This window comes from Ureibacillus massiliensis 4400831 = CIP 108448 = CCUG 49529, from assembly GCF_000772965.1.
Classification (GTDB): Bacteria; Bacillota; Bacilli; order Bacillales_A; family Planococcaceae; genus Ureibacillus; species Ureibacillus massiliensis.
Window position 1 is genome coordinate 22877 of record NZ_JPVQ01000021.1, and the last position, 13999, is coordinate 36875.

The 13999-nt window shown below is 35.7% G+C and carries 11 protein-coding genes; 3 read left to right on the top strand and 8 right to left on the bottom strand.

Annotation, left to right across the window (positions count from 1 at the left end; all coding sequences use genetic code 11):
- The first annotated feature begins 136 nt into the window (after positions 1–136).
- Both yfkAB and CD30_RS11760 read left to right on the top strand, forming a co-directional pair.
- Entirely contained in the window at positions 137–1246 is a 1110-nt protein-coding gene (gene yfkAB, locus CD30_RS11755; RefSeq protein WP_036177129.1) for a radical SAM/CxCxxxxC motif protein YfkAB, read from the top strand.
- Between the two features lie 209 nt (positions 1247–1455).
- On the top strand, positions 1456–2478 hold the full coding sequence (locus tag CD30_RS11760) for a C39 family peptidase (protein WP_052126176.1): 1023 nt from the start codon (positions 1456–1458) through the stop codon (positions 2476–2478).
- Between the two features lie 49 nt (positions 2479–2527).
- On the opposite strand, the gene leuD is transcribed toward CD30_RS11760, so the two are convergent.
- From leuD to ilvD, 8 genes are all read right to left on the bottom strand, one after another.
- Positions 2528–3118, bottom strand: a complete 591-nt coding sequence (leuD, locus tag CD30_RS11765) for a 3-isopropylmalate dehydratase small subunit (RefSeq protein ID WP_036177131.1) — start codon at positions 3116–3118, stop codon at positions 2528–2530.
- Between the two features lie 33 nt (positions 3119–3151).
- Positions 3152–4567 (bottom strand): 3-isopropylmalate dehydratase large subunit, encoded by a 1416-nt coding sequence (gene leuC, locus CD30_RS11770; RefSeq protein ID WP_036177132.1) that lies wholly within the window; start codon positions 4565–4567, stop codon positions 3152–3154.
- A gap of 16 nt (positions 4568–4583) precedes the next feature.
- Complete coding sequence (leuB, locus tag CD30_RS11775) at positions 4584–5681, bottom strand: 3-isopropylmalate dehydrogenase (protein WP_036177133.1); 1098 nt, start codon at positions 5679–5681, stop codon at positions 4584–4586.
- 202 nt (positions 5682–5883) lie between these two features.
- The gene (locus tag CD30_RS11780) at positions 5884–7431 is read right to left on the bottom strand and encodes a 2-isopropylmalate synthase (RefSeq protein WP_036177136.1); all 1548 of its coding nucleotides are present in this window, start codon (positions 7429–7431) and stop codon (positions 5884–5886) included.
- Positions 7431–8444, bottom strand: coding sequence for a ketol-acid reductoisomerase (gene ilvC, locus CD30_RS11785; RefSeq protein WP_036177137.1), 1014 nt, complete (start codon positions 8442–8444; stop codon positions 7431–7433). The genes CD30_RS11780 and ilvC overlap by 1 nt, the downstream gene beginning before the upstream one ends.
- Positions 8445–8547: 103 nt before the next feature.
- Entirely contained in the window at positions 8548–9063 is a 516-nt protein-coding gene (ilvN, locus tag CD30_RS11790) for an acetolactate synthase small subunit (RefSeq protein ID WP_036177139.1), read from the bottom strand.
- Positions 9060–10820 (bottom strand): biosynthetic-type acetolactate synthase large subunit, encoded by a 1761-nt coding sequence (ilvB, locus tag CD30_RS11795; protein ID WP_036177141.1) that lies wholly within the window; start codon positions 10818–10820, stop codon positions 9060–9062. Before ilvB ends, ilvN begins: the two co-directional genes overlap by 4 nt.
- A 402-nt stretch (positions 10821–11222) precedes the next feature.
- Positions 11223–12893, bottom strand: coding sequence for a dihydroxy-acid dehydratase (ilvD, locus tag CD30_RS11800; protein WP_036177143.1), 1671 nt, complete (start codon positions 12891–12893; stop codon positions 11223–11225).
- A gap of 805 nt (positions 12894–13698) precedes the next feature.
- Between ilvD and CD30_RS11805 the strand changes: the two genes are divergently transcribed.
- Complete coding sequence (locus CD30_RS11805; protein ID WP_036177145.1) at positions 13699–13956, top strand: GlsB/YeaQ/YmgE family stress response membrane protein; 258 nt, start codon at positions 13699–13701, stop codon at positions 13954–13956.
- Positions 13957–13999 lie beyond the last annotated feature (43 nt).

Genomic DNA, 13999 nt, shown 5'->3' on the forward strand with positions numbered 1-13999 from the left:
ATAATATTATAAATAAACACTTCTCTTCGTATGTATCTTTATAGATTGGAATAAAATGTTCTAATTCATCATTTTATAGTTTTCGAAACTCAAAAACTATGAGAAAATGAGTTCTTGGAAAGGAAGATCGAAAACGATGAATACATTAGAAAAAATTACCCCTAACTTTGACCCTTGGGAAGCATATATGGATATTGAACAGCATGGAAAATTAACACTTTCGAATATTGAGTTTACAACCACTACTTTATGTAATATGAGATGTGCTCATTGCGCTGTAGGTTATACCTTACAGACGAAAGATCCAGTTGCGCTCCCGGTTGAGTTATTTATTCAACGACTTGAGGAAATCCCTCAATTACGTTCTTTAAGTATTACAGGTGGCGAACCGATGCTAAGTAAGAAATCAGTTGAAAATTATGTGAAACCACTATTGAAATATGCCCATGAACGTGGTGTGCGTACTCAAATGAATTCGAACTTAACAATTGATGGAGCTCGTTATCTAGAAATTGCTCCCTACCTAGATGTTTTACATATTTCTCACAATTGGGGAACAATTGAAGAGTTTGTGGAAACAGGATTTGCAATGATGGAAAGAAAGCCAACATTTGATCAACGAGCGTCTTTATTCGATCGGATGATTGAAAACTCTCGTCTTTTAGCAGAACATGGTGTCATGGTATCTGCTGAAACTATGTTAAATAAAAATACATTACCTTATTTAGAACACATACATCATCAAATTGTACATGAAATGAAATGTGCAAGGCATGAAGTGCACCCTATGTATCCATCAGATTTCGCCTCTTCTTTAACAGCACTTTCATTAGATGAAATTCGACATGCAATCCATCATTTACTTGATATTCGCGATGAAGATACTTGGATGCTATTTGGTACACTTCCCTTCTATCCTTGTAGTGTAAAGGATGAAGACCAGGAGTTACTAAACCGTTTACGCCAAGCCAAAAATGTTACATTACGGAATGACCCAGATGGTAGATCGCGCTTAAATATTAACATTTTCACTGGCGATGTTATTGTAACTGACTTTGGCGATACGCCTGCACTTGGAAATGTAAAAGAAGATTCCCTACCTGACGTTTTCGATAAATGGCTAAAAACGGATTTAGCTAAGTCATTAAACTGTCACTGCCCAGCGGTAAAATGTTTAGGACCAAATGTTCTCGTTAAAAATATGTATTATCAAGATGCGAAGTTTATTAGCGGATCTGTTAAGTAAATTCTTATATAAAACAACAATAAATTCATCTTTAATTAAGCCTGTCAATTTTATTTTGACGGCTTTTTCTATTTTTTTAATTTATTACTTTAAATCTTTAGCGAAAAAGTATTACACTAATAATAGGTATATTGACCATAATGGTATATTTTAATTTGGTATGCTAAGACTAGTAATTAATCATAGTTAGACGAGGATGTGCAACAGATATGAGAATTCGACAAAATTCCATAAAGATGATCGGAATAATTACTTGTACTACCCTTCTATTTGGTTGTTCTACTCATGAATATACGACGAATAGTGAACAATTATATGGAAGTAAAAATCTATCGGCTAGTAATTATTCTTCTGAATCATTAACCATCCATACAGTTGAATTTTCAAGTGATCGTAACGTAAATGATGTTACTGTTACCCTTCTCGATTATGATACAGGTGAAAAGCTTGCTTCCACTAAAGTAAATGAAGATGGTAAAGCAATATTTGATATGGTTAAACCTGATCATCCTTATGAGATTGTAATTTATAAAAATGAAATTACAGGTGAATTATCAGAGCAACAACGAGAATTCATAGTATTTGATCCGAACAAATCATTAGTAACAATTGAAACCTTTAATCCTTCTTCTGATAAAAGTCTTGCTGTACCTGTAGTAAAACAAAATCCAGAACTACCTAATGGCTGTGAAGTAACAGCTTTAGCAGCAATATTAAATTATTATGGAATTGGGGTTAAAAAAACCGAATTAGCAAAAGACTATCTGCCAACTTCTCCTGTGACTAAACGCGGAAACGAGCTGTATGGACCAAATCCATATGAAGCGTATGCGGGGGATCCTTCAAAAAAAGACGGTGGTTATTACGTTTTTGCCCAACCAATTGTTGAAGTTGCGAATCAAGTATTGTTTGAAAACAATAGTAACTATAAAGCTTTAAATTTGAGTGATGTATCTCGTGAGGAAATATTGGCTTATGTGAACTCTGGTGTACCAGTCCTAACTTGGGTTACTATTGACTTAAAAAAGCCGAGAACAAGTGGATATTGGATTATTGAAGAAACGAAGGAAAAACATTCAATCTTTATGAATCTACATGCAGTAGTTTTAACGGGATATGAAAATGGTAAGGTTACAATCATGAATCCTTTAACGGGTAATGAAACGATTAATGCGGATATATTTTTCAGTAGTTTTAAATCACTTGGTTCGCATGCAATAGTAATTTTATAAAAAATGGGCGACTCTTGATTAAAGTGCGCCCATTTTTTGTTTGAAATTATTAAAATGCAATTCTCTTTGCTTCATATTCTGCTATTTTATCTTCATATTTAAATGTTAATGCGATTTCATCCCAACCATTAAGTAGCATTTCTTTGTAGTAAGGGTCAATGTTGAATTGATAAATTGCTCCGTCTTCCCCTTTAACCGTTTGTTCTTTTAAATTTACAGCAACAGAATATGGCTTTTCTAATCCTTTTGCTAAAATTTCATCACACTCTGCTTCTGTTAATTTAATCGGTAGGATTCCATTTTTAAAGCAGTTGTTATGGAAGATATCCGCAAAACTCGGTGCAATGACTACTCGGAATCCATAATCTAGTATTGCCCATGGCGCATGTTCGCGAGATGAACCGCAACCGAAGTTATCTTGGGCAACTAAAATTTGTGATCCTTTATATTCTGGTTTATTTAATACGAAATCTGAAATTTCATTCCCCTGTTCGTCAAAACGCCAATGATAAAATAGGAAACGTCCAAATCCTGTACGTTCAATACGTTTCAAAAATTCTTTTGAAATAATTTGGTCAGTGTCTACATTTTTACGATCTAATGGTGTAATAATACTATTTACTTGATTAATAGGTTCCATTGTTCTGTCCGCCTTTCTCATATATGAAAAAAGTTATACTTCTTGCTCTTGTTTTACGTATTTACGTACATCAACGAAGTGACCTTCAATTGCAGCTGCAGCAGCCATTGCTGGACTTACTAAGTGAGTACGTGATCCAGCACCTTGGCGTCCTTCAAAGTTACGATTTGAAGTTGATGCACAACGTTCTCCAGCAGGAATTGTATCTTCATTCATACCAAGACATGCTGAACATCCTGATTCCCGCCATTCAAAACCGGCATCTAGGAATATTTTATCTAACCCTTCCTCTTCTGCTGCTTTTTTCGTTGACCAAGAACCTGGTACAACAATTCCACGAACACCTGGATGAAGTTTTTTACCCTCCACAATACTTGCGGCAGTTCTTAAGTCAGAAAGACGTGAATTTGTACATGAGCCAATAAATACATGTTGGATTTCGATGGATTCGATTGGTTGGCCTTCTTCCAATCCCATATATTTAAGAGCTTTTTTCAATGCTTGTTTATCAGTTTCAGACTCAAAATCATCTACAGTTGGTACTGACTTTGACACACCAGTTCCCATTGATGGATTAGTACCCCATGTTACAATTGGTTCAATTTCATTAGCATCAATTTCTAGCACTACATCATAAGTAGCATTAGGATCTGACGCAAGGCTTAACCAATATGCTGCTGCCTCATTGAATTTATCCTCTTTCGGAGCGAAACGTCGTCCACGTAAAAATTCCACTGTTTTTTCATCAGGTGAGATTAAGCCTGCTTTTGCACCTGCTTCAATAGACATATTACATATTGTCATCCGTTCTTCCATAGTTAATGAACGAATGGCTTCGCCTGTAAATTCCACAATGTGGCCAGTGCCTATACTAATACCCCATTTCGCAATGATGGCTAATATGATATCCTTTGCAGCTACACCGACACCTAATTGACCATTCACTCGAATTTCCATTGTTTTTGGCTTACTTTGCCATAAAGTTTGGGTTGATAAAACGTGCTCTACTTCTGATGTACCGATACCAAATGCTAGTGCACCAAATGCACCGTGAGTAGAAGTATGTGAGTCACCACAAACGATTGTTTTTCCTGGTTGTGTTAATCCTAACTCAGGACCAATGACGTGAACAATCCCTTGATCTGGATGTCCCATATCCGCAAGCTGAACACCAAACTCCTTCGCATTTTCAGCTAAAGTTGTAATTTGTTTCTTTGCAATTGGATCATTAATTGTAGGCAAATTTTTAGTTGGTACGTTATGATCCATTGTTGCAAAACATAAATCTGGACGACGTACTTTACGACCTGCTAATCGTAAACCTTCAAAAGCTTGTGGAGATGTTACTTCATGAATTAAATGAAGATCAATATAAAGTAAATCAGGTTTGCCTTCTTCATGATGTACAACGTGAGTATCCCAGATTTTTTCAATAATATTTTTTGCCATCACTTTTCACCAATCCTTAAATATAAGATTCTACAATACTATCAGCTACAAAATTTGTATCAATTTCGATAATTACACGATCAGTCCACTCGTTAGTTGATAAAGAACGTGATCCGTCTTTTGCTAGATCAGCAGTAAAGTAACCATCATTAAATACTGCACTAACTGCACGTTCAATTTCTGTAGCTTCTTCTTTTAATCCAAAGGAATAACGTAACATCATTGCTACTGATAGAATTGTTGCAGCAGGGTTTGCTTTTCCTTGCCCTGCTATATCTGGAGCTGAACCATGAATTGGTTCATATAATCCGAAATGATCTCCTCTAATAGAAGCAGAAGGTAATACACCAAGGGATCCAGTAATAACTGAAGCTTCATCACTTAAAATATCCCCAAACATATTGTCAGTAACGACAACGTCAAAATGTTCAGGATTTGTAATAAGCTTCATTGCTACAGAATCAACAAGATTATGCTCCACTTTGACATCCGGATACTGTTCTTTCTTCTCCTCTACAACTTGACGCCATAATCTAGAGGTTTCTAGCACATTTGCTTTATCAACTGAGCAAAGTCTTCCTTTACGTAAGCGGGCCATTTCGAATGCATTATCTACAATGCGTTCAATTTCTTTACGTGTATATATATTTAAATCGCTTGCTTCGTTGTCAGTGCGATGTTTTTCTCCAAAGTAAATACCACCAGTTAATTCACGTACGATCATTAAGTCAACATTCTCTGCAACTTCGCGCTTCAATGGAGAAGCTCCTAGTAAACTAGGAAATGCTTTTACAGGGCGAAGGTTTGCAAATAGATCAAAGGTTTTTCGGATTTTAAGTAATCCTTTTTCAGGTCTGAGTTCAGGTGGATTGTTATCCCATTTTGGGCCACCTACTGCTCCTAGTAAAATTGCGTCGCTTTCTTTACAGATTGCGATTGTTTCATCTGGTAATGGATTGTTGAATTCATCTATTGCTGTACCACCAATAACCGCATAGGATAAATGAAATTTATGGTTGTAACGTTTGCCAATTGCTTGTAATACACGAACAGCTGAAGCAACAACCTCAGGACCAATACCATCGCCAGGTAAAACTGTAATTTTCTTTTCCATTGTAAGACACCTCAACGTTTATTTTTTTACAGAGCCGTATGTTAAATCGAAATGCGAAATTTCTGAGTATAAAATGTTCAAAAATATATTTTTTGTTTTCTATTAATAAAAATGATATAAAATAATTAACGACTTTTTTTAGAAACGCCACCAAACGTTAAATGCTTGATGGCGACCTTGGGACAAATTATTCTTTCAAAGATTAAACATTTGCGATTTGACGGGTTCCGTGTATGTTTTCTTGAATCAAGTGACGGTTAATAGCGTTTAAATATGCTTTTGCAGTAGCTGCAAGCACATCTTGTGAGTTATCACGTCCAGTTGATGTGAACCCGTTATAGCGTAAAGTAACTACAGATTCCGCTAGAGCATCGCGACCTTTACTTACTGATTTAACACCGAAGTCTAAAATATTTACTTTTCCGTTTACTAATTGTTCTAGTGTGTTGAATATTGCTTCAACAGATCCAGAACCTGTCGCAGCAAGAGTTTTCAATTCTCCCTCTGGTGTAATAACTGATGCTGTAGCAGTTGGAATATTTTCTGTTCCGTAAGAAACCTGAACTGTTTTAAGCTCAAATAATGGAATATCTTCTACAGATACTTGTTGATCTGTTAAAAGTGTTATTAAATCTTCCTCTGTAATTTCTTTTTTACGGTCAGCTAATTTTTTGAATTCTTGGAAGGCTTTGTTAAGCTTTTCATCAGATAATTCATAGCCCATTTTTACAGCACGATCACGGAATGCGGCACGACCAGAGTGTTTACCTAGTACTAAATCCACTTCTTCTTCACCAATTAATGCAGGTGAAATAATTTCGTACGTTTCTTTATGTTTTAGAACACCGTCTTGGTGAATTCCTGATTCATGTGCAAATGCGTTTTTACCTACTACTGCTTTATTCGGTTGAATAACAACACCTGTTAAACGACTTACTAATTGAGAAGTACGTTTAATTTCTTTTAAATTTAAACCAGTCTCAATTTCATAAATATCTTTTCGAATATGCATTGCAACACCAATTTCTTCTAAAGAAGCGTTACCAGCACGTTCACCAATTCCGTTAATAGTACATTCAACTTGATCTGCACCATTTTGAATTGCAGCTATAGAATTTGCCACGGCCATACCAAGATCATCGTGGCAGTGTGCAGAGAATTTTACTTTATGAGCGCCATTAACATTTTCACGTAAGAATTTGAAAAGCTCACCATATTCTTGTGGAGAAGCATAGCCTACTGTATCTGGAACGTTAATTGTAGTAGCACCTGCTTCGATTACCTTCTCAATGATTTTTACTAAAAATTGGCGATCTGTACGGAAGCCATCTTCAGCAGACCATTGAACTAGTGGGAAGAATTTTTTAGCATATTTAACTGCTTCTACAGCTTGCTCTAGTACTTGTTCTGGTGATTTTTTTAATTTATATTCCATATGAATAGGACTAGTTGCTAGGAAGACGTGGATATGCGGCTGTTCCGCAACTTTAAGTGCTTCCCAAGTTGTGTCAATATCTTTTTGAACACATCGTGCAAGTCCTGTTACAATTGAATTTTTTACTGTGCCTGCGATTCGATTTACTGCGTCGAAATCACCAGGGCTTGAAGCAGGAAACCCTGCTTCAATAATTGTTACACCTAAACGTTCTAATTGCTTTGCGATTTCGATTTTTTCCTGAGTATTTAGATTAATTCCCGCTGACTGTTCGCCATCTCGAAGCGTCGTATCAAATATATCTATTTTACGCATTACTTAACCACTACCTTCTTTTTGCCTTCATTGATGAATGGCATCATTTCACGTAATTTAGAACCAACTTCTTCAATTTGATGCTCTGCACCTGCTTTTTTGTACTCAGTGTAGCGTGGGCGACCAGTTTCATTTTCGTTAATCCAATCTTTAGCAAATGTGCCGTTTTGGATATCTGTTAATACATCTTTCATACGTTCTTTAACTGATGGATCAATGATTCGTGGACCAGATACATAATCTCCCCATTCAGCTGTATCAGAAATTGAGTAACGCATTGTTGCCATACCGCCTTCGTACATTAAGTCAACGATAAGCTTTAATTCGTGAAGTGTTTCAAAGTAAGCAAGTTCAGGTTGATAGCCAGCTTCTACTAAAGTTTCAAAACCGTATTTTACTAGTTGAGTAGTACCACCACAAAGGACTGCTTGCTCACCGAATAAATCCGTTTCCGTTTCTTCTTTAAATGTTGTTTCTAACATACCTGCGCGAGCAGCACCAATTCCTTTACCATAAGCAAGTGCTAGATCACGTGCTTCACCTGTAGCATCTTGGAAAATTGCGAATAATGCAGGAACACCAGCACCTTGAGCATAAGTACGACGAACTAAATGTCCAGGACCTTTCGGAGCTACCAGGAATACATCAACATCAGCTGGTGGTACGATTTGACCAAAGTTAATGTTAAAACCGTGAGCGAACATTAATGCGTTACCAGATTTTAGATTTGGTGCGATTTCCTCTTCATATACTGCTTTTTGTCTTTCGTCAGGAAGTAAGATTTGGATGATATCTGCTACTTCTGCTGCTTCTGCTACTGTTCTAACATCTAGACCATCTTCTTTTGCTTGATCAAATGATTTACCAGGGCGTACACCTACAACTACATCAAAACCAGATTCTTTTAAGTTTTGAGCATGTGCATGACCTTGAGAGCCATAACCGATAATTGCGATTTTTTTACCTCTTAATACTGAATCATTGATTTCGTTTTGATAATACATTTTAGCCATTTTAATTTCCTCCTAAAGTTGGTTTTGTTTTTTTATTTTTTTAGTGTGATTACTATGTTTGTAATCACATTTTTATATACTTAACTACCTGAGTAAGCAGCACTTACTTCAGAATAGAAAGTTGTGGTGTTTCAATAGGCTGGGCCTCGCGTACAGAAGCTGTAACACCTGTACGCGTTAACTCTTTAATACCATAAGGTCGAATCAACTCAATAAATGCATCAATTTTTTCAGGATTCCCCACGACCTGATACGTCACTACGTTTTTGGATGTATCGATGATTTGTGGTCTGAACGGTTCTACAATTGCATTCATTTCTATTCTTAAATTAGCTGGTGAAATAACTTTCACTAAAGCGAGTTCTCTTAGAACAATTGATTTATCCGTTATATCATTGACTTTTAAAACATCAATTTGCTTGGATAATTGCTTGATAAGTTGTTCAAGTTTCACTTCGTCACTAATATTGACGACAAAAGTCATTTTTGAAATATTTGGTTGTTCAGTGTGGCCTACCGTAATCGATTCAATATTAAATTGTCGTTTCATTAGTAAGCCTGTTACTCGATTGAGAACACCACTTTGATTAATAACTGTTACTGTAATTACTCGTTTCACGGTTTTTTCACCCCTACAATATCATCTAGCCCTTTCCCAGCAGGTACCATTGGATAGACGTTTTCTAATTGTTTTACTCTAGCATCAATTACTGCTGGTTCATCTGAGTTCAACGCTTCTTCTAAAATTGCCCCAGCTTCGTCTAATGTTGTAATACGATAGCCTTTTAAGCCAAAAGCATCAGCTAATTTTACAAAATCAGGCTGTACAGGCATCAAGCTTTGTGAATAACGTCCATCATAAAATAACTCTTGCCATTGACGAACCATACCTAACGCACCGTTGTTAATGATGACAACTTTTACTGGTAAGTTAAATTCTTTTAATAAAGCCAATTCTTGATTTGTCATTTGGAAACCAGCATCACCTACGATAGAAATAACTTTTTTATCTGGCTTCGCAAATTGAGCTCCGATCGCTGCAGGAAAACCAAATCCCATCGTACCCAGTCCACCTGATGTTACCCATCCATGATCGTTATTCAATTTGTAATATTGTGCAGCCCACATTTGATGCTGGCCAACATCTGTCGTTACAATCGCATCACCATTTGTGATGGTATGAACCATTTGGATGATTTGTTGAGGCAAAATTTCTTGCTCATCTTCAACATACCAATATGGGTAATTTTCTTGTTTTTCTTTTAGAAACGCTAACCATTCTGATGAGTCAGGTGATTGGAAATCTTTTTTAAGTAATGCTTGTAATGCTTCTTTTGCATCCGATACGATTGGAATATCTGTTGGAATATTTTTACCAATTTCTGCAGGGTCAATGTCGATATGAACAATGGTTGCATTCGGCGCAAACAATTTTGTATCCCCTGTCAATCGATCATCGAAACGAGCTCCAATATTAATTAACAAATCACATTTTTGTATTGCATCATTTGCAACAGCTGCTCCGTGCATTCCAGCCATACCGAAGTTTAATTCGTGATTTCCGTGAATACTACCTAATCCAAGCAATGTATTAATAACTGGCAATTTGTATTTTTCGACAAATTCAGTTAATTCTTTGCGTGCATCTGCAAAGAGAACACCAGCACCTGCTAAAACTAAAGGTTTCTTAGATTCTGAGATAGCTTGCATTGCTTTTTGGATTTGTAAAAAATTTGGTTTTGTATTCGGCTGATAACCAGGTAAGTAAATTGGTTCATCATTATCTACAATCTCCGAAGCATCAAACAATTGACCGGATATATTTTTAGGAAAATCGATAAGGACTGGTCCTTTACGTCCTGTATTCGCAATATGAAACGCCTCTTTTACGATACGAGGGATATCACGTACATTTTGAATTTGATAATTGTGTTTAGTAATTGGTGTTGTGATACCAATAATATCTGCTTCTTGGAACGCATCTGAACCGATTACACTAGTTGCTACTTGACCAGTAAAAATTACTAATGGGATCGAGTCAATCATTGCATCGGTAATACCAGTTACTAAATTTGTAGCTCCTGGTCCACTTGTAGCAATTACAACACCTGGTTTATTTAAAACACGTGCATAACCTTCAGCAGCATGTATTGCTCCTTGCTCATGTCGAGTTAAAATATGTCTGATTGGATTTTTATAAATGGCATCATAAACATTTAATACTGCGCCACCAGGATATCCAAAAACTGTATCAACACCTTGATCGATTAATGATTTAATTAATAAATCAGACCCTGTCTTTGGTGTATATTTTTCTTCAGTTGAAGCTGCCGGCATAGCATCTATTTTCACGTTTGTTGATGTATTTGCAGTCATTTTTCAATTTTCCTCCATTCATATCAATTTTTATAAAATAAAAAAGCCTTTTTCTCCAACGCAAAAGAAAACCTTGTGCGTAGGGATGAAAAAGACTTTCATGGTACCACCCTTGTTCATAGCTAAAAAGCTACCTCGCGAATAGTGGGAACAATTCATCTACTTTGAATGTTTCAAAGGTTTTGAAAATTCAAAGTGCAACTAGATGAATTCACTATTCATTAATAACGAGCATTTCGAAGTTTGCCCGGAACTATCTAATGGCATAAATGCGTTTAATAGTTCACTCCGAGGGGATGTCGGATATAGTTGTATCACCGGGTTCCAGCATTCCCGGCTCTCTGGTAGATACAAGTCTCTATAACCTTTAACCTCATCATCGAGTTTTATATACATGATTTATTATATACTCATGATACCGCCTTTTGAGGCATTTGTCACAAGTTTTGAATATCTTGCTAACCATCCAGTTTTAATTTTTGGCTCGAATGGTTTTAAGTTTTTACTTCTTTCTTCTAAGACATCTTCTGAAACTTGAAGATTAATTGTTCTATTTGGTAAATCAATTTCAATTATATCTCCATTTTCAATTAATGCAATAGGTCCTCCTTCAGCAGCTTCAGGAGAAATATGTCCTATGGAGATACCTCTAGAAGCACCACTAAATCTTCCATCTGTTATTAGTGCAACTTTCGTACCTAAACCACGGCCCATAATTGCAGAAGTTGGTGCTAACATTTCCGGCATACCTGGTCCACCCTTTGGTCCTTCATAACGAATGACAACAACGTGACCTTCTCGTACTGTACCATCATCAATAGCAGCTTGTGCTTCATCTTGAGAGTCGAAGACAATCGCTTCACCAGTAAATGTTTTAATCGATGGATCTACAGCTCCAACTTTGATTACTGAACCTTCTGGCGCAATGTTACCATAAAGTACTGATAAACCACCTACAGGACTATATGGATTGTCTTTTGTACGTATGACTTCTTTGTTTGTAATTTGATGATCTTTTACTAAATCACCCATTGTTTTACCAGCAACTGTAATACGATCTGGATGAATTGCACCAGGAATTTTTGTTAATTCATTAATAATTGCTTCAACACCGCCAGCTTTATTAATATCATCCATTGAGATATCAGATGCCGGCATAATTTTCGCTAAATAAGGAACGCGAGCAGCGACTTTGTTGATGTCTTCTAAATTATATTCGATTCCCGCTTCATTTGCGATGGCTAATGTATGAAGTACAGTATTTGTTGAGCCACCCATTGCCATATCTAATGCAAATGCATCATCTATAGCTTCTTTTGTAATGATATCACGAGGTTTTACATCCTCCTCTATCATTCGAATTAAATGTTTTGCTGCGTCTCGGATTAATTCCTTACGCTTTTCACTTGTAGCAACAATTGTACCATTACCCGGAAGAGCTACTCCTAGCATTTCCATTAAACAGTTCATCGAGTTTGCAGTAAACATACCTGAACATGAACCACAAGTTGGACAAGCATTATTTTCTATATCTAAAAGTTCATCAGCTGACATTTTCCCTGATTTATGAGCACCAACACCTTCAAAAACTGATGTTAATGAAAGTTGTTTTCCTGATGAAGATACACCAGCTTCCATTGGACCACCAGAGACGAAAACTGATGGAACATTTGTACGAACGGCTGCCATTAACATACCAGGTGTTATTTTGTCACAGTTTGGAATGTAAAATACACCATCAAACCAGTGCGCGTTAATAACTGTTTCAGCTGAATCTGCAATTAACTCACGACTTGGTAATGAATAACGCATACCAATGTGTCCCATTGCAATTCCATCGTCAACACCTATTGTGTTAAATTCAAAAGGAATACCGCCAGCTTCTATTATTGCCTCTTTTACAAAATCAGCAAACTCACGTAAGTGAACGTGGCCAGGAATAATATCGATGTAAGAGTTACAAATACCGATAAATGGTTTTCCTAAATCTTTAGCTTTAACTTTACCCGTAGCATATAAAAGACTACGGTGAGGAGCACGATCAACTCCTAATTTAATCATATCACTTCTCATAATTGATACGCCCCACAATTTCTACTAAGATTAATTTATTTTATTTATTGATGTAATAATATTAAACTCACATATTGTTCATGCATTGAATCAAATAACTTACATTACATGATTGTGTTGTTGAATACTATTAACTTATTAAATTGTTGATATCATAGTACAAAAAGTGCTTCGTAGTCAACTATATTTTTCAAATAATTTGTACAATTTAAAAAACTATCATTCGTTGTAATCGTTTACAGTCTCGATAATACACAAAATATTCTGTTTTAAAATAAATTTAAGATTTTTTTATTCCCTTACTAATAAATACTTACAAGTTATTTAATGTTGTCTCTAAATGTATAAATTTGTTTATGCTAAAGGTATCGTAATGATGTTAATTAATTAAAAAAGACCCCAATAAATGGAGTCTCTTGGAATTGAATTATGGAATCATTTTGGAATAAACAACATATCTACAGCTAGATTAAGTACGATAATAGTATGCAACATTGTAATAAACAAAGCTTGGCGGTTTAATTTTTTCATAACATTTTTATCCATATGATCCCCACCTCATTTTAAATTTGTCTAACTTGTGAACATTATATGACAGTGTTTTAAAAATTGCAAAATATTTTTAATTTTCAGTGGTTCATATATTTCCTTTTACATATATTTTCTTTTTTCTTAAAGTTTTTCTTTATAAATACGTATAGTTTTTTTAATTTAACGGAAAATTTATAATATAACACTTCCAATGGTATTGACGTTTAATTCGTACTTTAAATGAAGTATTTACTTACAAAGGAGATGGACAACTATGATGAGCTTCATTTGGTTTCTAATAATTGGAGGAGTATTGGGTTGGTTAGCCGGTGTTATTTTAGGAAGAGATGTACCTGGGGGTGTTATAGGTAATATTATTGCAGGTATTGTCGGTTCATGGATCGGTAGTGCATTACTTGGGAATTGGGGTTGGGAAGTATCTGACTTTTATGTTTTCCCAGCTTTAGTCGGAGCGATAATATTGATTTTTATTGTTAGTTTCATTTTGCGATCATTTAGAAAAGCAACTTAAATCGATAATAATAAATGGTGGGTGTCATTGAAAATCTGACACC

Excerpts from the sequence above, each read along its gene's own strand:
- yfkAB (WP_036177129.1), top strand. The coding sequence starts at position 137 with ATGAATACATTAGAAAAAATTACCCCTAACTTTGACCCTTGGGAAGCA.
- CD30_RS11760 (WP_052126176.1), top strand. The coding sequence starts at position 1,456 with ATGAGAATTCGACAAAATTCCATAAAGATGATCGGAATAATTACTTGT.
- leuD (WP_036177131.1), bottom strand. The coding sequence starts at position 3,118 with ATGGAACCTATTAATCAAGTAAATAGTATTATTACACCATTAGATCGT.
- leuC (WP_036177132.1), bottom strand. The coding sequence starts at position 4,567 with ATGGCAAAAAATATTATTGAAAAAATCTGGGATACTCACGTTGTACAT.
- leuB (WP_036177133.1), bottom strand. The coding sequence starts at position 5,681 with ATGGAAAAGAAAATTACAGTTTTACCTGGCGATGGTATTGGTCCTGAG.
- CD30_RS11780 (WP_036177136.1), bottom strand. The coding sequence starts at position 7,431 with ATGCGTAAAATAGATATATTTGATACGACGCTTCGAGATGGCGAACAG.
- ilvC (WP_036177137.1), bottom strand. The coding sequence starts at position 8,444 with ATGGCTAAAATGTATTATCAAAACGAAATCAATGATTCAGTATTAAGA.
- ilvB (WP_036177141.1), bottom strand. The coding sequence starts at position 10,820 with ATGACTGCAAATACATCAACAAACGTGAAAATAGATGCTATGCCGGCA.
- ilvD (WP_036177143.1), bottom strand. The coding sequence starts at position 12,893 with ATGAGAAGTGATATGATTAAATTAGGAGTTGATCGTGCTCCTCACCGT.
- CD30_RS11805 (WP_036177145.1), top strand. The coding sequence starts at position 13,699 with ATGATGAGCTTCATTTGGTTTCTAATAATTGGAGGAGTATTGGGTTGG.